20 protein-coding genes and 1 pseudogene are annotated in these 19173 nt (G+C 39.2%); 5 read left to right on the forward strand and 16 right to left on the reverse strand.

All coding sequences use genetic code 11. The features are described from left to right. Positions 1–55: 55 nt before the first annotated feature. The 7 genes from atpA to L2096_RS10835 form a co-directional block, all read right to left on the reverse strand. Entirely contained in the window at positions 56–1600 is a 1545-nt protein-coding gene (gene atpA / locus L2096_RS10805; protein ID WP_250365391.1) for a F0F1 ATP synthase subunit alpha, read from the reverse strand. 45 nt (positions 1601–1645) lie between these two features. Beyond that, positions 1646–2182 (reverse strand): F0F1 ATP synthase subunit delta, encoded by a 537-nt coding sequence (locus L2096_RS10810; protein ID WP_004941560.1) that lies wholly within the window; start codon positions 2180–2182, stop codon positions 1646–1648. A gap of 11 nt (positions 2183–2193) precedes the next feature. Then, positions 2194–2664, reverse strand: a complete 471-nt coding sequence (locus L2096_RS10815; RefSeq protein ID WP_004941564.1) for a F0F1 ATP synthase subunit B — start codon at positions 2662–2664, stop codon at positions 2194–2196. A 39-nt stretch (positions 2665–2703) separates the two neighbouring features. Further along, a complete protein-coding gene (gene atpE, locus L2096_RS10820; protein WP_000424060.1) occupies positions 2704–2949 on the reverse strand; it encodes a F0F1 ATP synthase subunit C in 246 nt (81 codons plus the stop codon). Between the two features lie 84 nt (positions 2950–3033). Next, positions 3034–3909, reverse strand: coding sequence for a F0F1 ATP synthase subunit A (atpB, locus tag L2096_RS10825; protein ID WP_004941567.1), 876 nt, complete (start codon positions 3907–3909; stop codon positions 3034–3036). Positions 3910–4011: 102 nt separating this feature from the next. Beyond that, positions 4012–4410, reverse strand: a complete 399-nt coding sequence (locus L2096_RS10830; RefSeq protein ID WP_004941569.1) for an ATP synthase subunit I — start codon at positions 4408–4410, stop codon at positions 4012–4014. 172 nt (positions 4411–4582) lie between these two features. Next, positions 4583–5425 carry a metal ABC transporter solute-binding protein, Zn/Mn family gene (locus tag L2096_RS10835; protein ID WP_004944248.1) on the reverse strand — a complete coding sequence of 281 codons (843 nt, stop codon included), beginning with the start codon at positions 5423–5425 and terminating at the stop codon, positions 4583–4585. Positions 5426–5547: 122 nt separating this feature from the next. Between L2096_RS10835 and L2096_RS10840 the strand changes: the two genes are divergently transcribed. Genes L2096_RS10840 through znuB form a run of 3 tightly spaced genes read left to right on the forward strand, consistent with a single transcriptional unit; the run spans position 5548 to position 7628 of the window. Then, positions 5548–6045, forward strand: coding sequence for a transcriptional repressor (locus L2096_RS10840; protein WP_004941573.1), 498 nt, complete (start codon positions 5548–5550; stop codon positions 6043–6045). Further along, on the forward strand, positions 6018–6806 hold the full coding sequence (gene znuC, locus L2096_RS10845) for an ATP-binding cassette domain-containing protein (RefSeq protein ID WP_208477244.1): 789 nt from the start codon (positions 6018–6020) through the stop codon (positions 6804–6806). Before L2096_RS10840 ends, znuC begins: the two co-directional genes overlap by 28 nt. 3 nt (positions 6807–6809) lie before the next feature. Further along, positions 6810–7628: a zinc ABC transporter permease subunit ZnuB gene (znuB, locus tag L2096_RS10850; RefSeq protein WP_250365392.1), complete on the forward strand. Its 819-nt coding sequence runs from the start codon at positions 6810–6812 to the stop codon at positions 7626–7628. Between the two features lie 8 nt (positions 7629–7636). Here znuB and L2096_RS10855 read toward each other — a convergent pair whose 3' ends face one another. Then, positions 7637–8263 carry a LysE family transporter gene (locus L2096_RS10855; protein WP_208477243.1) on the reverse strand — a complete coding sequence of 209 codons (627 nt, stop codon included), beginning with the start codon at positions 8261–8263 and terminating at the stop codon, positions 7637–7639. A gap of 152 nt (positions 8264–8415) precedes the next feature. Between L2096_RS10855 and L2096_RS10860 the strand changes: the two genes are divergently transcribed. Next, positions 8416–9339: a Dyp-type peroxidase gene (locus L2096_RS10860; protein ID WP_208477242.1), complete on the forward strand. Its 924-nt coding sequence runs from the start codon at positions 8416–8418 to the stop codon at positions 9337–9339. Between the two features lie 132 nt (positions 9340–9471). Here the strand turns inward: L2096_RS10860 and L2096_RS10865 are convergent, their stop codons facing one another. From L2096_RS10865 to L2096_RS10880, 4 genes are all read right to left on the reverse strand, one after another. After that, entirely contained in the window at positions 9472–9840 is a 369-nt protein-coding gene (locus L2096_RS10865) for a lysozyme inhibitor LprI family protein (RefSeq protein ID WP_250365393.1), read from the reverse strand. A 704-nt stretch (positions 9841–10544) separates the two neighbouring features. Further along, positions 10545–11072: a hypothetical protein gene (locus L2096_RS10870; protein WP_208477240.1), complete on the reverse strand. Its 528-nt coding sequence runs from the start codon at positions 11070–11072 to the stop codon at positions 10545–10547. Between the two features lie 17 nt (positions 11073–11089). Beyond that, positions 11090–11464: a glycoside hydrolase family 19 protein gene (locus L2096_RS10875; RefSeq protein WP_250365394.1), complete on the reverse strand. Its 375-nt coding sequence runs from the start codon at positions 11462–11464 to the stop codon at positions 11090–11092. Positions 11465–11475: 11 nt separating this feature from the next. Next, on the reverse strand, positions 11476–11799 hold the full coding sequence (locus L2096_RS10880) for a hypothetical protein (protein ID WP_250365395.1): 324 nt from the start codon (positions 11797–11799) through the stop codon (positions 11476–11478). Here L2096_RS10880 and L2096_RS10885 point away from each other — a divergent pair. Further along, positions 11749–11874 (forward strand): annotated as a pseudogene (locus tag L2096_RS10885) (Dyp-type peroxidase); the annotation flags it as partial. The gene L2096_RS10880 and the pseudogene L2096_RS10885 sit on opposite strands and share 51 nt — an antisense overlap. A 45-nt stretch (positions 11875–11919) precedes the next feature. Here the strand turns inward: L2096_RS10885 and L2096_RS10890 are convergent. The 4 genes from L2096_RS10890 to L2096_RS10905 all read right to left on the reverse strand — a co-directional run bounded on the left by L2096_RS10890 (position 11920) and on the right by L2096_RS10905 (position 19155). Beyond that, a complete protein-coding gene (locus L2096_RS10890; RefSeq protein WP_250365396.1) occupies positions 11920–12618 on the reverse strand; it encodes a hypothetical protein in 699 nt (232 codons plus the stop codon). 66 nt (positions 12619–12684) lie between these two features. Beyond that, entirely contained in the window at positions 12685–13614 is a 930-nt protein-coding gene (locus L2096_RS10895; protein WP_208477237.1) for a hypothetical protein, read from the reverse strand. Positions 13615–13624: 10 nt separating this feature from the next. Beyond that, positions 13625–15838, reverse strand: a complete 2214-nt coding sequence (locus tag L2096_RS10900) for a LysM peptidoglycan-binding domain-containing protein (RefSeq protein ID WP_250365397.1) — start codon at positions 15836–15838, stop codon at positions 13625–13627. Further along, positions 15835–19155 carry a type VI secretion system Vgr family protein gene (locus L2096_RS10905; RefSeq protein WP_250365398.1) on the reverse strand — a complete coding sequence of 1107 codons (3321 nt, stop codon included), beginning with the start codon at positions 19153–19155 and terminating at the stop codon, positions 15835–15837. The genes L2096_RS10900 and L2096_RS10905 overlap by 4 nt, the downstream gene beginning before the upstream one ends. Positions 19156–19173: the final 18 nt, after the last annotated feature.

Here is a 19173-nt window from a genome sequence, read left to right on the forward strand (position 1 = left end):
GCTCTTTCGAGCCTTCGAAGGTTGATCCGTGAACCAAACTTAACTAAAGATAAACTTAGTAAGTTTGAATCGCTTTGAAGCTCTCAATACCTGATTTGATTGCTGCTTCGATGTCTTTGTTGTAATCACCAGTTTCATCGATCTGTTGCATCAAAGGCGCATATTCAGAACGGAAGTAAGAAATGAGCGCAGCATCAAAGTCTACGATTTTCTTCACTTCTACGTCAGCCATGTAGCCTTCGTTAGATGCATAAACAGAAACAGCTTGGTCTGCAATTGAGTAAGGAGCATATTGTTTCTGCTTCATTAACTCAGTTACACGTTGACCATGCTCAAGTTGTTTACGCGTTGCTTCGTCAAGATCAGAAGCAAACTGAGCAAACGCAGCCAATTCACGATATTGTGCAAGAGCGGTACGGATACCACCAGACAATTTCTTGATGATCTTGGTTTGAGCTGAACCACCAACACGCGATACCGAAATACCCGCGTTCACAGCAGGACGAATACCCGCGTTGAACAATGATGTTTCAAGGAAGATCTGACCGTCAGTAATCGAAATTACGTTGGTTGGTACGAATGCAGATACGTCACCCGCTTGAGTTTCAATGATTGGCAATGCAGTCAAAGAACCGGTTTGACCCGTTACTGCGCCATTCGTGAATTTCTCAACGTAGTCAGCTGAAACGCGCGAAGCACGCTCAAGAAGACGAGAGTGAAGATAGAATACGTCACCTGGATATGCTTCACGACCTGGTGGACGACGAAGAAGCAATGAGATTTGACGGTAAGCAACAGCTTGCTTAGACAAATCATCATAAATGATCAACGCATCTTCACCGCGGTCACGGAAGTATTCACCCATTGTACAGCCTGAGTACGGTGCCAAGTACTGCATAGCAGCAGGATCAGCAGCCGCAGCAGCGACAACAGTGGTGTACGCCATAGCGCCAGTTTCTTCAAGCTTACGCACTACGTTTGCGATGGTCGATTGTTTTTGACCAATTGCAACGTATACGCATTTAATGCCTGAATGTTTCTGAGCGATGATCGCATCGATCGCCATTGCTGTTTTACCAGTTTGACGGTCACCAATGATCAACTCACGCTGGCCACGACCTACAGGGATCATGGTATCAACTGATTTATAACCAGTTTGAACAGGTTCGTCGACCGATTGACGCCAAATTACGCCCGGTGCTACTTTTTCAACAGCATCAGTTAATTTCGCATCAATTGGGCCTTTACCATCAATTGGGTTACCCAAAGCATCTACGACACGGCCAAGAAGTTCAGGACCAACTGGCACTTCAAGTACACGACCGGTACAACGAGCTTTTTGACCTTCTTGAAGGCTTAGGTAGTTACCTAAAACAACGGCACCCACTGAATCCTGTTCTAGGTTCAGTGCCATACCAAATAAGCCGCCGTCAAATTCGATCATTTCACCGTACATTGCGTCAGCAAGACCGTGAATGCGCACGATACCGTCAGATACCATGACGATGGTACCTTCGTTCTTCGCGGTCGCGCTGGTGTCCAGATCGCCTATACGCTGTTTAATGAGCGCACTGATCTCGGATGGATTCAGTTGTTGCATTGCGCTATTCCTCAATCTTTTTAAAGTTCAGTCTTCTTTTATGCATTATGCAAGAAGACGAGTCCGCATTTTTTCAAGCTTGTTCAGCGCAGAATCATCTATCACTTGATCGCCTGCACGAATAACAACACCTGCAATTAATGCAGGCTTCACTTCTACTGCGATCGTCACAGAGCTGTTATAACGCTTTTCGAGAGCAGTTTTTAACAGTTGTTCTTGTTCAGCAGACAATGGAAATGCCGATTCAATCACGACATCTACCACGTTGTTATTCTGTGATTTAAGCTCTTCGTATTCTTCTGCGATTTCTGGCAAAAGAATCAAACGATCATTATCAGCAAGAAGCGTCAAAAAATTTGACACTGCTTGTGATTGATCTTCACCTAAAATTTTAGCGAAAAGCTCAACTTGCTCTGAAGGAGTAAGTTCAGGACGATTCAAATAAGCGGAAAATGCTTCGTCTTGCACCGCTGCACTGAGCACTTGTAATGCTGTGGACCAGTTATCTGTCGCACCCTGCTCAGAAGCGTAAGCAAAAGCTGCTTTAGCGTACGGGCGTGCCAACGTCAAGAGTTCAGCCATACTTCCCTCGCTTAAAGTTTAGCAGCCAGCTGTTCAAGCATGGCAGCATGAGCTTGTTGATCAACTTGCTGGCTCAGAATTTTTTCTGCACCATCAACTGCCAAAGCAGCCACTTGTTGACGTAATTCTTCGCGAGCAGCATTGATTTCTTGATCAACAGTCTCTTTTGACTGTTGACGAATACGTTCACCTTCAGCAGTTGCTTGGGTGCGCGCTTCTTCAATCAATTGTGCTGCACGACGGTTCGCTTGTTCGATCAATTGAGCCGCTTGTGCTTTAGCAGCATCAAGCTCTTGCTTAACTTGCGCCTGAGCATCAGCGAGATCCGCCTTTGCTTTTTCAGCAGCATTTAAGCCATCAGCGATTTTGCGCTGACGCTCACTAATCGCATTGATTAGTGGTGGCCAAACGAATTTCATGCAGAATGCGACGAAAATCGCAAATGCAATCGCTTGACCAATCAATGTGAGGTTAATATTCATAGCAATTCCTCAAAATGGTGGATTTCGGAATTAAGATGATTAACCTACAAACGGATTAGCGAAGATGAAGAACAAGCCAATACCAACACCGATCATAGGCACAGCATCAAGAAGACCTGCGATTAAGAACATACGAGTTTGAAGTTGTGGAGCAAGTTCTGGTTGACGAGCAACAGCTTCTAAAAAGCGACCACCTAAAAGACCAAAACCAATCGCAGTACCTAAAGCACCGAAAGCGATCAAGATAGCAGATGCAATTGCAACTAGACCTAAAGTGAGTTCCATGAAAAATTCCTCAGAGGTTAGGTTATTACCAAATTAAACTAAAAATTGTACCTAGCTATCCCTATGATAACTAGGGATAAACCATTAATGCTTTTCGCTTGCCATGCTCAAGTATACGATGGTCAGCATCATGAAAATGAATGCCTGCAACGTGATGACGAGAATGTGGAAGATTGCCCAAGGCACGGACAATGCCCATTGAATCCAAAACGGTAAAAGTGCGATCAAGATGAAAATCAACTCACCCGCATACATGTTACCGAAAAGTCGTAGAGCCAATGAAATTGGTCGTGCAAGGAAAGTTACCAATTCCAGAATTAAGTTCACTGGAATCAACAACGCTTTTGCAACTGGGTTACTTGGGTTAAATGGGTTAAGTGCCAATTCACCAACAAATCCGCCAATGCCTTTCTCACGAATGCTGTAAAACAAAATCAGCACAAATACAGACAGCGACATACCTAGGGTAATGTTCGGGTCAGTAGATGGTACGATTTTGAAATAAACATGGTGAGGGTCCATGCCAAACACGTGTGCACCAATAATTTGAGCCAACATCGGCACCCAATCCACAGGGATAAGGTCCATCAAGTTCATGAGGAAAATCCACACAAAAATGGTCAAAGCAAGAGGCGCAATCAGACGTGATTTACCATGGAAGGTATCGCGAACGCTGGAATCAACAAACTCGATAATCATTTCGATTGCAGATTGGAATTTTGATGGCACATCCGCTTTTGCAGCTTTTGCAGCACACCAGAAAACCAAACAGAAAATGATACCAAGGCCGATTGACCAACCCATCGAGTCCAAGTGAATAGCAGAAAACCCCATTTCTTGAGCTTCTTTTGCATTCTCAGCCAATTTCCAAGTTCCGTCCGGCATTTTGCCATAGGTCAAATTGGTCAAGTGATGCTTGATATACTCTGTCGAAGTAAGGGCATGTTCTTCAGCAGCCATAAATCACACCTGGTCAATGTCAATTACTAAAAAGAGTAGACGAATCTCGCAAGCTGCTTGATATCTCGTCACACTCAAAAAATTTTTCAACTTTTGATGTGCCTAAACTCGTTTTTGTAGACGTGACACCCAAAACGGAGCGACCCACGACATGGCTTGAACGAGAATAAAACCACAAAACAATGCCACCGGTGATAACGGTTTGACGTTGCTTAAAATTAAAATAAATCCAACGATCACGATTGCAAATTTTCCCAATATGCCTCGATACATATTGGAGAGAACCTGTCTAGATGCTCTAGCTCCAGCTGCACGGAATGACTGCCAACAAAAATATACGTGTGCAATCCAGCATACAAAAGCCCCCAAAGCAGCACTTAGTGCAGCAGTTGAGTCTTTCACTCCCCATGCAATCAAGCTAGAAACAGGGATCATTAATGCTTGTAAGAAGACCATTGCTTTCGCTAATCGTCGGTCAATCAAGCGACTAGGTCGGCTCATTGTTTATCCACTCACAGCATGAATGCTTGACAAGTTTCGCAGTTGATCGTTTTTAATCGCAGGCATTATAGAGCCCACCCCCTAAACATGCAATCATTTCCCGACCTAAGTCATGTTTTTTTCTAAGATTGCTTCGCGCTTCAAGAGTGGGAAGCGCTTCACAATAATGTGCTTATTTGCTTGCTGTTTGCACACATTTCACGGTTTGACTGGCCAGTTTCTGCCAAGCGACGACAAAGTCATTTTCACCTGTCAGACTTTCGTCTACCGACTCAAAGACAATTGGGCTAAGTTTTTGATATTGGTTTTTGCTGGCATGTGCTTCGGCCATGAGGCACATTCTCTCACTTGGACGATTGTCATTTAAGTATTTGATTTGACCTACTGTTGGTGCTACATGTGGATCATCCGTCAGTGCACCGGCAAATTTAAGATTCAGTGAGCGCTCTAGATATTGGTAGGCATCGTGATACGACCAGTAAGGTTTTGGAGCGGCAGTACTGTTGTACTTTTGCGCAGCCTGTAGCATGTCTCGGGCAAACAAGCGTGCGTTATTCCAGTATTTGGTTTTGTTTTCTGGCATTTGCTGCGAGCGTAATGCCGCAATAAAGAAGCCAATACGTACCGCATTATTAGGATCGAGCCATACATGCGTATCGATGGTATTGGCAATGGGTACCCCACGCGTGGTTCGTTGCGGGAGTGATGTGCCAATCTGGGAGTTAATGATGGAAACTGCTTTTGCGTTATTGTCGAGCAATTTAGCCAAAGGTGCTTCATGCGCCTTACCCAACCAGATCACCAAAGACGCATCTTGTATGGCTTTGCGGTGTGCAGGCGTCAACTGAACGTCATGCCCGGATTGATTGCTTAATAATAGTTGTGGTTCTTCCACGCCTGCCGTAATTTTTTGGGCAATCAAATATAAAGGATGAGTAGATACCACCAAGGGACCTTGTGCCCAACTGGCAGCACTTAAAAGAGTCAAACAACAAATCAGCACAAAACGCAACATGAGCAAATTAAAACCTAGATCTGGAACTGTGTTATATTATAACAAAATTGCAAAAATTCCTAAGCCTAATCGTAACATCTATGAGTTCATGTTAATATTTGATAAAACTACGAGGTTGTCTTATGAGCTCCTGTTCCCACGAACATCACAATGCATTACATGGTGTCCATGACCATCACAATGTAGCTGCGCGTCTGGCTGAAGCAGAAAGCTTATGTGCCGCAGCGGGAGCACGCTTAACACCATTACGTAAAGAAGTTCTGGAACTGATCTTAAATGCATCGGGTCCGATGGGTGCCTACGACTTGCTTGCGAAAATTAAAAGCGATTCTGACCGCCCTGCTGCCCCGCCGACAGTTTACCGAACGTTGGATTTTTTACTTGAAAAAGGTCTAATCCATCGTTTGACGTCAATCAATGCCTATATTCCTTGTTGTCATCCACGTGAAGGGCATCAGGCTGCATTCCTGATTTGTACCGAATGTCATGTGGTAAAAGAAGCATCTTCTCAAGGCCTTACCAGCCAACTCAATCAGCTGGCCGCCTCTGATCAGTTCAGTGCGCAGCATACGATTATTGAAATTTCTGGAAAATGTCAGCAGTGCACCCAGCCGCGTTAACCTCTGAGCTTATTCGCTTAGATGGAATTTTTGTTCATCGCGATGACAGAGATATCCTTAAAAATATTGACTTTGCCTTGCATCAAAATGAAATTGTGACCTTGATTGGTCCCAACGGTGCAGGAAAGTCGACTTTAATTAAAGTATTACTGGGCATTACCAAGCCCACGCAAGGCAAAATCCGCACCGCCAAAAAACTCAAGATGGCCTATGTGCCACAGAAATTCAATCCTTCACACAGTTTACCGCTGCGGGTAAAAGATCTGCTCGACCTAGAAAAGTGCAGTAAGTCGTTGCGGGATGAAATTGTCCAAGATACGGGCATTGCCAAATTGCTTTTAGCTAAAGTACAGCAATTGTCTGGCGGTGAACGACAACGTGTGCTGTTAGCACGTGCGTTATTGCGTCAACCGGATATTTTAGTTCTGGATGAACCAATGCAAGGTCTCGATATTCAGTCAGAGGCCGAGCTTTATGATTACGTACGTAGTCTTCCCGAGCGCTATGGCTGCGCTATTTTGATGGTGTCGCATGACTTACAATGGGTCATGCAAGGTACACAGCGCGTGATCTGCCTTAATAAACATATTTGTTGTAGCGGCTTGCCTGAAAGTGTTCAGCAACATCCTGAATACTTGGCAATTTTTGGCGGTCAGCGCGTGCCCTATCAACATCATCACGATCATTGTGCTCATGGCGACCATGTGGAGCCTTGTACGCATCTCGATCACCCTCATATTCATCCCGAACCGGAAGCTTAATCCATGACCGAGTGGCTACAACTCCTCCTTCCCGCATGGACGATGGGCACTTTACTGGTATTTTTGACCGCGCCGTTGGGCTGTCTGATGCTGTGGCGCAGAATGTCCTTTTTTGCAGACACCATGGCCCACGGCACGTTACTCGGTGTTGCGGTGGCAGGTGCTCTGAGTTTACCGTTATGGTTTGGCGTCACCCTGCTGGCTTTGTTGCTGGTGGGTATTTTATGGGTCTTACATGATCCACGCTTACCCAACGATGCTTTACTGGCATTGTGTTCAGCGACGCTACTCTGCTCAGGATTATTGTTTATTCAATATTTACCTAGCTTACGCCCTGAATTGCTCAGCTACTTATTTGGCGACCTGCTCACCATTAGCTGGGATGAGTTACCAATCTTTGTAATCGTGATTGGTTTTGCGCTGTGCACTTTGTATCGGTATTGGCAAGCACAAATCCAGATCGCGATTGATCCAGATATCGCCATTAGTGAAGGTGTAAATGCCAAATGGCAACGCTTGATTTTCATGTTGCTGTTGGCCTTATTTACAGTGCTTGCGCTACGTGCTGTAGGTTCTCTGCTGATGGGCGCTTTACTGGTTATTCCAGCCTTGACGGCACGTCTGGTGGCGCACTCCCCTAAACAAATGGTGATCTGGACATTTGTGTTTGCTCAACTGGGTGTGAGTATTGGACTCTGGTCCAGCGCGGGCTTAAACATTGCCACAGGCTTAAGTATTGTAATTTGTATGTCGATGTTGTTTATCGCAATTTTTCTGGTTCAAAAAATTAAGGCGCGCCGTCAGCAACCTAAGTATTTATAAGTATTAGTTTAGTGCGTTTGATTGACCATGCTCAGCAAGAGCGCTGCGCCACTAAACATCACCGCAAAGCTGCGATTCATATATTTTTGCTGTCGCGGTGAGCGCAATAAGCGCAGCACCTTGGCAGCCAATCCGGTGTATCCCGCCATTACAATCAAATCGATCAGCACCATGGTTAGGGCCATAATGCCGTACTGTGGTGCTTGCGGGCGCGCTAGATCAATAAATTGTGGCAATACCGCGAGTAAGAACACGATCGCTTTTGGATTACTGATATTGACAACAAAACCCTTGAGAATCAGACGCTGACGAGAAATTTCAAGTTGCTCGGAATGAATCTGAATCGATTGAACAGGCGCCGTCCATTGCAAATAGGCCAAATAGAGTAAATAACCGATTCCAAACCATTTCACCAGTAAAAAAGCCCACGGTGTTGTGGTAAATAGTACGCCCACACCGGCTGCAACAATTCCAATTTGCACCAAAAGTGCTAACTGTAGGCCAAGTGCGTTCCAATAGCCACGACGAAAGCCATAATTCAAACCACTCGACATTGAGGCGATCGCACCTGCGCCGGGAGATAGACTAATCACCCAACACGCCAGCATATAGCCTATCCAAACTTGAAATGACATAACCTGAACATAAAGCAAAAATGGGATTATACCTGTTGTATGAATCCGATTCTAATCATCGATAAAAATATCGCTACCGCGTATTTAATATGCAGCAAAGATACGGCACAATAGAGAAATATTGAATTTAAATAATGCTTTAGGAGTCACTGGTGACTGCACAATCTGTCATTCTTCCCCTACCCTCAGATCATGCGCGTTTTATTGTTTTGAACTTGGGCAACTTGTCGGTAGAAGGCTTAAAGAAACAATTACAGGCTTTATTGACAACCCGCGATCGATTGATCACACAACATCCCAATGCGCAGATCAAAACAGGTGTAGCATTTGGTGCAGCTTTGTGGAAACAGCTTTATACACAGACTCCTGAAGGGTTTAAGACACTTGAACCGATTCACGGTGCTTTTCATATGCCCGCAGTGCCCACCGATGTGCTCATTCATATTGCCAGTACTCGAGCAGATATCTGTTTTGCTTTAAGTCAGGCTTTTTTTGAAGGCATACAGGATCAAGTAGAAGTTTTGGATGAACGTGTATGCTTTAGATACTTCGATGGTCGCGATATCACGGGCTTTATAGATGGCACTGAAAATCCACAGTTTTCAGACGATCGTGCAGAAACAGCATTACTGGGTGATGAACATACAATTTTTACAGATGGAAGTTTTGTTTTCGCACAGCGTTATGCGCATGACCTTGAAAAGTGGAAAAAACTCAAAGTTGATGCGCAAGAACAGGTGATGGGACGCACCAAACTGGAATCTATTGAACTTGATGACGATGTAAAACCAGATAATGCCCATGTTGCACGAACAGTGGTAGAAGATGAGGAAGGTGAAGAATTAGAAATTCTGCGCCATAGCCTGCCTTATGGCGATGGAAAAGGCGATCAAGGTTTATTTTTTATTGCCTATACCAAAGACCTGAGCAGAATTGATCAAATGCTAGAGCGTATGTTTGGAACCAGTGGCGATGGTATTCATGACCGACTGCTGCATTTTGTGACACCACTGGATGGTGCGTATTATTTTGCACCGAGTGAAGAGGTGTTGGAGGGTGTTTTGGAGGATAAATAGTTATCTTTCATCCAGTCTGAATCATAGTCTTGAAACAATTAAGAAAAACCTCGTTTGTTTTAATTAAGGTTTTTCTTAATTTTAACAAGCTAATTAATTCTATATTTAAATATAACAAATCATATATATTACTTAATAATTCTTTAAGAATACAATTCGCTCTTTTGTCATTTTTGTTTGGCATGCTAATGCCTCGAAATGACTTTCTCGTCCGTACTCTTCTTCATTTGCAACACATAAATTTTCTTTCTTCTTAATCCAATTTCTTTGAGATATTTTCAATTTGATTCTATCTTTTTCAGATAATTTTTCCATTTTTTTCTGATAAATAAAATTTAAATCTTTATCGACTTTTTTAAAATCAATAAGAAAACAATTTAATATATCATTAAAAACCACACTATTAGGTTTACATGTCACAATATCTTGATCTGCATAGACACACGAAGACATCAAAACTGATAAAATTAAAATTTTTACTTTCTTATTCAAATTTAGCATATTCTTAATCTTATAATTTTGATAATATTAAAAAACTTAGAACCATCCAATTCAAGAAAATTACTTAATAAATAATTACAATCAACATAAATAAGATTCAAAAATAATTAAGAAAAAATATTTATTTTTTTCAAAACCTCATATATATTTAAGTAAATATAATTACAGAAAATTTATATTTTTTAAATTTATTTCATAATTATAAATTCTAGAAAATTCAGTAATCTTTTTACTCTTAAAGTTTAAGTAATCAACGCTATACAAAACATAACCTTGGGGCATAAATACATACTTACCAGTATTTTTTCCATTAATCAATTCATTCATAGTATAATAAACCTCTGGCTTTTCTCCAGTATCATCGCCATATTCTTTCTTTATAATTTACGAAATTTTTATAGCTTTCAAATAAGGATAGTATTTAACTTCACTAATATTTGGATAATTTTTAGAAACTAATAAAATTGAATTTTTTCAATTTGACAAACAAAAATAGTTGTCTTTCGAGTTGGCATTAAAACTAAGAAAAAAGCAAGTAAAAATAAATACTTAAATTTCATAAATTTTCAATCCTTAGCTTTGCAAATCCTTTTGCTCTATCTGCACCATACCCATCTATTTCTATATCTAATTTTTCTCTTTCTGAGTTAATCCAAAGAAAATTTTTAAATATTTTCATTTACCAAATATTAAAATTATGATTTTCAATAGTTTTTATCCAACCATTTTTTTATTGAAGCAATATTTTTATAATTGTAATAAACTTTCCCCTCAGCCATACCTTCAAATCCTTCTGATTTTTCATCAAATATATGAGTTATATTTTCCAATAAAACCTGATTGTTTGAATCAATTTTATAAAAATTAACCTTATAAACAAAACCTTCCATTTGTGGACTACAGCAATAATATGCAGAATTAAGAGTTATTAATAATGGCTGTTTATTTTTTTTCGACTTATATATACTAACAGCTAAAAGCTGAGGATCTTCCTTAGCAGCAAAATCATAATATTCATTCAAAAATTTTGTCTTTTTTGAATTCCCAATATAACTTTTTAAATATATACCTTTATCAGATTTACACGTATAATTATAAAATTTATAGTCATTTTTCTTAAAAACACTCAAATTTATTGTTTCTTTCTTATCACACTTATCACCCGCAATTAAATTAGAAGAATATATTATTGAAAATACAATCAAAAGAACACTTATTAGTTTTTTTTTCATCTTGTAAAAACTCCTAGTTAAATAAAAATCTTGATTGCCAGAGCAAAATGTGTACGACGTTGAGAGTATGAGTCTGTAGCTTTATTAATTACTTTTGTAATAGCATCCACTTGTGCTCCAGTAGCTCCTTTATCAGCTATCTCATATAACTTATATTTTAACCAAAATCTAATAGCTGATCTAACTGCATATTTTGGCTGTTCAATTAATTTTGGGTTCTTTACAAAATCTACTTTTTCATCCGACCATATTGTCGAGTACATATTAGTTAAATCTTGATAATTATTTTTCCCTGTTAACTGTTTCAACCCCCTGCCCAGATATTTCCAACCATCACCAGGCGATGTATTACCTAACTTATATTGTGCATCTCGATAGTTATCATCATACATACGATTTGCAATTACTTCGCCATTTGCGGGTCCTTTTCCTTTTTATACCCATCAATTTCAGCTTGTTTCGGGTGCGTTTTATAATATCCAATTTGCTTCAATGCCGTAGCACCCATATATTCAACTTGTTCTCTCAATGAGAAAGATGCTCCTACCTCTTGTCTAACTTGCGCCATAAAATGAGCTTGTCTTAAACGAGTATTCAATTTATAGCCTATTAAATCTCTATTCAATTCATCTAAAATTGGTTGCATTTTAGATGAAGAAACACCTAACCACTGCCAGAGCGTATGTTTGGGACCAGTGGCGATGGTATTCATGACCGACTGCTGCATTTTGTGACACCACTGAATGGTGCGTATTATTTTGCACCAAGTGAAGAGGTTTTGGAGGATATTTTGGAGGGTTAGAAAAATTAAGGAGAAGTTGATGGTTTCAATTTCTCCTTAATCACATTAATTTTCTTTCTTAGCCTTTAAAACACCTATAGTCTCACAACCTAATGTAGATGAAATACATTTAAGATTAGCATTCAAAGTAACCTTGAATGGTGAAGTTTTTCCATCTTTATAAGTTTTAACATTTGCAAGATACGTATACAGTCCTTTCTTAGCATCATATGTTACCTGATCACCCATGAGTAGATCTGTTTTCTCATTACCTTCATCACTATTAGAGAGTATTACTGGTATTTCAGTGAAATTATTATCTTTTATATTATATAGATAAGTTGTGACCTGAAATTTTTTAAAAGGAACTCTAACATAATCGATAGTACCGATTTCTTTTACTCTAAAAGCAACGATACTTTTATCATAATATAGCAAACTAAAATCAACATTAGACTTCAAAGGAGTTGTTGTTTCAAATAAATTATATACATATTTTCCATTTAAAACTTGCACCCCATATTTCTTTAATGTGTAGGTAATATTTTTCTTTGTTTTTTTAATATTTCCAAAATCAGTTAATTTTATTTTAAAATTGGGGCTAATAACAGAATATTTATTATACGTATCTATATATTCGACAGGTGAATTAATTTGAGTAGCATCTTGTAAATAATCACTCCATGAAGGATTTTCTTTTGCATAACCGATATTAAAACAAACACTACCAGCAATTATAATATTCAAAAAATATAATTTATTCATCACAATAAATTCAGATAAAACTATAAAAATAGTGATGATAAAACACCACTATATTTTATTAAAAAATTAATTTAAAATGACTTTAATACCATTAAAATATACATTCTGACTACTATCTATTTTAAACGACTTAACTTCACCCAATGCCTTGGTTTTAAATAGACCATCTAAAAAGTAGGATAAATATATATTTTGTTGCTCACTATCGCCTTCACTATATTTCAAAACATATAAAATTTTATTACCAGTAGAAGCATTAATGTAAGTTGTATCAAATCCTTTTTCATTTACAAGAAAGCGAAGGTCACTATTTTTATCATTCTTTGATATTTCTTTTAGCCTATCAACTGTTAGGATATTTTCTTTACACTTTAATCCATTACACATAAATTTTTTCTTGTCAAATGAAATTGGAAGATTTTCATTTTCATATTTTATGATTTTTTCTTTTTGTACCTTTTTAAAAAAACTGTTATCATTTGGATTGAACGTATAACATTCATTTTCAACATTTACATTATTATCTTGATATGAGAATGTTGTACCTGACAGACAAACTTTATTATTATTTTGATTAAATTTAATAATTGAAGGCTCAGTGGCGATTTCTTCCAATCTATCATTAACAAAATAACCAACAGATTGCTCTAATGGATATACTCTTTTAGTTGTTGGATCTAATACAACAAAGTATTTAATTTTCCTAGGTACACCTTTTCCAGTATCTCTTTCCTTATCAATTATTAAAGCGAATTTATTTTGATCAAAGTTTGCTTTTTTGTTCAGTGAATCATTATAAAGCTTTAGATAATTATTTGAGCAAAAATCAATATAACCTTGCTCAAAATTACATTTTAAAACTTTTTCTCTTGTAATAACTTTGGTAGGAACTATTTTCTTTTCACTGTCAAAATCTTGATTATTTTCTTTAGAAAATCCACAACTTGACACTACTAAACCAATAGAAAATATCATTACTGTTTTCAAAAATCTCATTTCACATTTCCTATTTGCTTAAATGAACTGATTTAATTTTTTCAAAAATGGCTCTTACTTTAGCCGTAGAATGGCTATTGGCTTTATTTGTAGCGGATTGATGATATCCTATAGTGCCGTCTGATACATTACCGAATTTATTCTTTTCACCGCTAGGGAGAGCAATTGAGGCCCACTCTTTTGAAGCATCAGTCATTGCCTGATCGACTGTGACACTACCATTTTCAATAAGTGCTTTAATTGAACGTCGATTCAACAATAAATATTCCCTAAACACCTTCTCTTGCATATCAATGTCATATAATTCTTCACCAGACAATCCTAACGCTTTTTTAGCAGCTAAAAGTGTCTTTGGGATTGTCTGATATTTTCCAGTCGCAAAACGCCTACGCTCATCCTCCCACGTATAATTTTTTGAAGCATCTAGTAATTGATTAATAGTCTTTTCTGTTATTGTTCCAGCTCTATCATTCATTTTACCGAATTTAACTCTTTTACCTTCTGGTGCTCCAGCATTCCAAGCTTCGTAGCTTCCTTCACCACTTGCGATAGCATCCCCTAGCTCTTTTACCAATTCCATTATACTTTGATTATTGCTTACTGAAGAGCTCGGATTAAGTATTTTTCCACTGCAATTTAGAATGTTAACTTTATTTTTTCTACAAAACTCACTCAGAGTACCATTTACTATTTTTTCAACATTCGTGCCATAATGAGCCAAATCTTGTATATTTAAGTTCTCATACCATAAAATATCAAAATGTACCCAACCTGTTGCTCCTTGTCCCCTTGATTCTAAAAAAATACGATTACCAGCTCTTGTTCCTGTAGGAGCTGCATTCATATATTTCATAAATATTTTTTCTCTGACCAGATTAAGCTTACTACTATCACTGATGAGTACATCAATAGCAGCACCACTCATATGATTTACTGTCTGTCGAGATTGCCTACTTGAGTTATGCCCTGCATTATTCTCAATGCATCGATAACCTGAACTTATACCTGTAATTCTTACACCTAAATCTTTTTCTTTTTCTAAATAGAAATGAACAGCTTTTAAAATCCACATTGTAGATCTATGCATTCCTGGTGCCTCGACACCTAAAACTTTATACTGTTTTTTTCTACCAGCACCAAAACCTTTACATTGAGCACCACCACCAAATTTTGCACAAGGACAAGCTATGGCTTGCATATATTTTTGAATAGGATACTTCTGATTAAATTCATCTAAAGCAGAGATGACAGTTCCACAAATTTTTCCCGTCTCTGGTACTCCCATATAGTCACGTTGGAATTGCTTAATACATTCTGCAGTAAGATCGGTAAACTCATCCGTAGGTAAAGCGCCCCCAAAGCCTGCCAGACGTATATTCACCTCTCGAATAAGGTCACTCTTACCACTTGAAATACATTGCGGATTGGTTTTACATAAATTTGAAGCATCTGCCTTAGGAGTTCCACCATCCTGACTACGATCGTCAACCGTCAATATCTTGGAAGTAGAGTTTGTAGTTTCATTCAGCTTTTTCTTGGCTTCTTCATAGAGCTCATTTACCTGATCGAGGATTTTACTGCCAAAATTTGTTCCAAAAGCTTCTTGTTCCTGCTCTATCTGAGGTGTTGTATTAGAAGGCTTAGTAGGTGGAGTCTGTGATGGTTTCGATTTAGTACTGGCCGAAGGTTGTGATTTCTGCTGAGTAGCTGGTTTAGACTTGTCTTGATGTGTATGATTTCCAGTAGCAGGAATATTTACAGGTAACTTAATAACTTGACCTATACTAATCTTATTTGGATCATCTATTTTATTCAGCCGCTCTAATGCTCGGACAGTCGTATGATTTTTTTGAGCTATTTCAAATAAAGTTTCACCCTTTTTTACAACATGTGTTTTTCTTTTATATTGTCCACTATTACCCTGATTTTTTAATGTTTTTAAATCTAACATTATCTTTGGGCTTGTAATTTTTACGATCATACGGTCTTTAGACATTACAAAGCTTTGTACTTTAACCATCAAGCCATTAAACATACTTTTAATATAAACATCTAAAGTCGTACCTTTATCTCGGCTAATTTCGACAATACATCCTGAAGAGTTTGTTGCTCCAGCAGCAATAACCTGTCCTGTTCTCTGATTTTTTACTTCATATTGTGCCTTTGAGATGGGACGACCAAATAAGTCTAAGATTTGTATGGTAACTAGTGATTTTTTGCTCACTTCCAATCCCTTCTTTCTATATTGTTATCTGAATCTGAATCATTCAAATTTTGATCAATCATGAGATCTTCCTCATCAAAACCATCAATGACCAATCCCCATTCATCATTAGAGCCAACAAGTACCTGAACTTTTTCTGGATCTGGAGTGCTGATTTTGCCTGTACGCCCATGTTCGTCTATTGATCCTGAAGTAAATGAGCTTGTTTCAGGAACAAAAGCTTTATAACTGAGTTGACTAAAATCATTCGCCCAGAACAAATCATAAATATCTAAACGGTTACTAAAAATTGGAGTATTTGGCAACTCGGGTACTTCATATGAAACTTTTTCACCACTGGTAAACACATGCTGTCCTGATTTAACCTCAAACTTACCACCTGTCTTGATAAAAACTCCATTTCCATTGACGATCAACTGAGAACCGCCAGCTTTAATATCAATTTCTTTAGTACTGGTTAGTTCGATCTTATCTTCGGTAGAAATCAGCTTAATCACTTTTTTGGCAATAATATCGACTAAATCATCTTGCGCTTGTATTTTAACTGCGCCTTTTGCTGCATAAGCACTCAGTCCCTTTTGTGCAGCAAACAAACTTACTTTATCTTGTGCATGACCAATAATATTTTTCTGTGCGCTCAAATTAATTGAGCCACTGGCACTCTCAGCAATATCCTGAGAGGCTTGTAAAATAATATTTTCAGGGGTGGTTAATGCAATACCGTTTGGTGATGCCAGCAACATAAGTGCTTGTCTAAAAATTTTGCCCTGCTCTTTTTGTTTGGTATCGGCGCTACTTTCTAAGCCTCGTGTATATCCTTCCATAAAACCTTGCAAAGTACTCAAAGCTTTAGATGGCGTGACTTCTAATTTTGTGCCTTTAGTAAAAGTTCCACACTCGCTCATCAAATCAAAATCCCTGATATCAGCATGAGCAAGCACTTTTCCAACATCTTGGATACTTTCAAATGGATTTTTCTGGATTTTATCTTTAATCCCTACCAATTGGCCTTTGATGAGATCCGTTCCATGCTCTTCCACATTTTCAATAAAGGCTTTTAGATTTTCTAATGCATCCTCATTACTCGCCAAGAATGTATCAAGCTCTTCTATAACGCCTTTTGAGTCGCTTCCCAAACGTCCAATATCTTCAATAAAACCACCACACCCCTTTAATGCTTGAATGGGATCTTTATTCAAATCATCTTTAAACAAATTTAAGGTACGCTCTAAAGCCTGACCTGTAGTTTTTAACTCAAGCGATTGAATAAACTTAGGTAAGCGATCAATGACATTTAGTGCGTCAGTTTGCTGTTTGAGGGCAATATCACTCAGCATTTTCATACTTTCATGACCCTGAACCAGTAACGACTGTACCTGAGCAGCTTCTAAATGATCAGCAATGGCTTGTTCCTGCGCATAAGTACTAATAAGCATACCCTTACCAGCACGAACCGCCCCATAATGATCAGTTCTCAGTTCAAAACCTTCCCCACGTCCCTGACTGGTTTCTTCGTTCTTTGGGTGGCTCAGATTTCCCAAATTTAGTTGGCTGGTACCATGACTGCTTTGTAGTTGTGCACTAATCTGACCCGTTGTGTCATCAAAACGTAACTGATTAAATCCATTTCCTGCGACTTCTTTGGAGCGAATTCCACTCAGGTTTCGCGTGGCAGGCAACTGGCCTTTTACATCAAATTTTGTAGGCGAGCGTTGTCCTTCATGGATACGCCCAATCACAAATGGCCGATCGACGTGACCATCAAAGAAATCGATGACCACCAATTCGCCTACACGCGGTAAAAATCTGGCGCCATATTGCTCACCAGCCCATGGTGTGAGCACATCGACCCAAGCCGAATCTGTATCATTTTCGTTGGAGCCCGCACCAGTATCATGCGCATGGTCTTCTGCTCGGGTAAATAAAAACCGAACCTTAATGCGCCCCCATTCATCCACGTGAATTTCTTCATTTTCCGATCCGACCACTCTTGCTCGCTGTGGATATACAGCGGGACGATGCACCAAAGGCTGATAATCGGGCACTAACTTGATTTGACGACGAATCAAGGACAACTGATTACCTTGACGCTCCTGATTTTGTAAAAAATTTAATGTTGAAGTAGGTTGAAGCCGTTCAACCTGCTGTTGCAGTGCTTTGGGCAAATTATTCTGATTGTAAAATTGCTTTTCATAAATCAAAAATTGTCGGTCTGCGCGCTCATGCGTATCTATTTCGGGATGTCCCGTCAGCTCAAACCAGTATCCGACCTGCGCGTCACGTACGCTGCTATGTGCAGTAAAATATTTGGCCTGAAACTCTTGATAGGCGGTCATATTCTGATTCAGTTTTTCGATTTGCTGCGCACTAGAAATGGTTGCTTGATCGGCACCTGTTAAATCGGTTGTCCATGCAGGTTCGATCGACCAAGCCTGTTCTAGACTTAAACTTTCGTTACTGTGCTGTTCACTGTGCAGATGCGCACTTTGAATCGATCCGTTTCCTTCATCTTGAATCAAGGCATCGGCTTGCCAGCGTTGTAGATATGTCGCGGTAGATTGTAATTGGCGATGCGCAACAAGCTGTGTCATGCTGTCAAAATATTCGGTGGCATGGCTGCGATGAAAACGAATCACTCCACGCTCAAGGGCTAAAAATGGCTGATTGTGATCAATCAATCGGAGTTTTTGAGGCGCCATTTCTTGCAAAGCATGTGCAACCACAATATGTTTTTCATCCACCAACCAGTTTATCCCTTCACTTCGCCATAAACGTGTGAGAAATTCATAGTCAGTTTCATTCATTTGTATACTGAGCGGGCGAATATCGTAGTCTTGGCTCAGACCGCTCAAATCAAGCGTTAAACTTGCTGCAAACAAGCGACTTTTACTTTGCCATTCTTTAAACAGAATTTCGCTGATTTCGGGTACACTTTTATTGATAAATACACGGCTGTTCCGCCGTTTATGCCAAAGTGCAGTCGGATCTTGTAAAGTCAGCGTGTAAATAGTTAGTGCACCATCACTTTGCCCTTGTGTTGCACGGGTAATAATGCCAGATGTTCTGGCGAGCGCACCGCTATCGGTCACTTGATCGACCGCCACCCGACATCCAATAAATTGTTTTAATGCGATGTGCGCATTGGTGGAAAGACAAGTCAGCTCAACACTTAAGCCATCATTTAGGGCATGTTTTCCCTCAATCCGCTGTAAAAAAACCTGCGCATTTAAGGCAGCATGACTAAATTGTACATGCACAGCACGTTTTAATGCCCCCAGCCCGAGCTGTTCTAACACCCCATTCATATTGCTTAACATGATATAAATTCGTTTTTT

It is taken from the genome of Acinetobacter sp. ACZLY 512 (assembly GCF_023614015.1).
Taxonomy (GTDB): domain Bacteria; phylum Pseudomonadota; class Gammaproteobacteria; order Pseudomonadales; family Moraxellaceae; genus Acinetobacter; species Acinetobacter soli.

Bases quoted from the DNA above. Each gene is read 5' to 3' on its own strand.
- atpA (WP_250365391.1), bottom strand. From the start codon at position 1,600: ATGCAACAACTGAATCCATCCGAGATCAGTGCGCTCATTAAACAGCGT.
- L2096_RS10810 (WP_004941560.1), bottom strand. From the start codon at position 2,182: ATGGCTGAACTCTTGACGTTGGCACGCCCGTACGCTAAAGCAGCTTTT.
- L2096_RS10815 (WP_004941564.1), bottom strand. From the start codon at position 2,664: ATGAATATTAACCTCACATTGATTGGTCAAGCGATTGCATTTGCGATT.
- atpE (WP_000424060.1), bottom strand. From the start codon at position 2,949: ATGGAACTCACTTTAGGTCTAGTTGCAATTGCATCTGCTATCTTGATC.
- atpB (WP_004941567.1), bottom strand. From the start codon at position 3,909: ATGGCTGCTGAAGAACATGCCCTTACTTCGACAGAGTATATCAAGCAT.
- L2096_RS10830 (WP_004941569.1), bottom strand. From the start codon at position 4,410: ATGAGCCGACCTAGTCGCTTGATTGACCGACGATTAGCGAAAGCAATG.
- L2096_RS10835 (WP_004944248.1), bottom strand. From the start codon at position 5,425: ATGTTGCGTTTTGTGCTGATTTGTTGTTTGACTCTTTTAAGTGCTGCC.
- L2096_RS10840 (WP_004941573.1), top strand. From the start codon at position 5,548: ATGAGCTCCTGTTCCCACGAACATCACAATGCATTACATGGTGTCCAT.
- znuC (WP_208477244.1), top strand. From the start codon at position 6,018: ATGTCAGCAGTGCACCCAGCCGCGTTAACCTCTGAGCTTATTCGCTTA.
- znuB (WP_250365392.1), top strand. From the start codon at position 6,810: ATGACCGAGTGGCTACAACTCCTCCTTCCCGCATGGACGATGGGCACT.
- L2096_RS10855 (WP_208477243.1), bottom strand. From the start codon at position 8,263: ATGTCATTTCAAGTTTGGATAGGCTATATGCTGGCGTGTTGGGTGATT.
- L2096_RS10865 (WP_250365393.1), bottom strand. From the start codon at position 9,840: ATGCTAAATTTGAATAAGAAAGTAAAAATTTTAATTTTATCAGTTTTG.
- L2096_RS10870 (WP_208477240.1), bottom strand. From the start codon at position 11,072: ATGAAAAAAAAACTAATAAGTGTTCTTTTGATTGTATTTTCAATAATA.
- L2096_RS10875 (WP_250365394.1), bottom strand. From the start codon at position 11,464: ATGTATGATGATAACTATCGAGATGCACAATATAAGTTAGGTAATACA.
- L2096_RS10880 (WP_250365395.1), bottom strand. From the start codon at position 11,799: ATGCAGCAGTCGGTCATGAATACCATCGCCACTGGTCCCAAACATACG.
- L2096_RS10890 (WP_250365396.1), bottom strand. From the start codon at position 12,618: ATGAATAAATTATATTTTTTGAATATTATAATTGCTGGTAGTGTTTGT.
- L2096_RS10895 (WP_208477237.1), bottom strand. From the start codon at position 13,614: ATGAGATTTTTGAAAACAGTAATGATATTTTCTATTGGTTTAGTAGTG.
- L2096_RS10905 (WP_250365398.1), bottom strand. From the start codon at position 19,155: ATGTTAAGCAATATGAATGGGGTGTTAGAACAGCTCGGGCTGGGGGCA.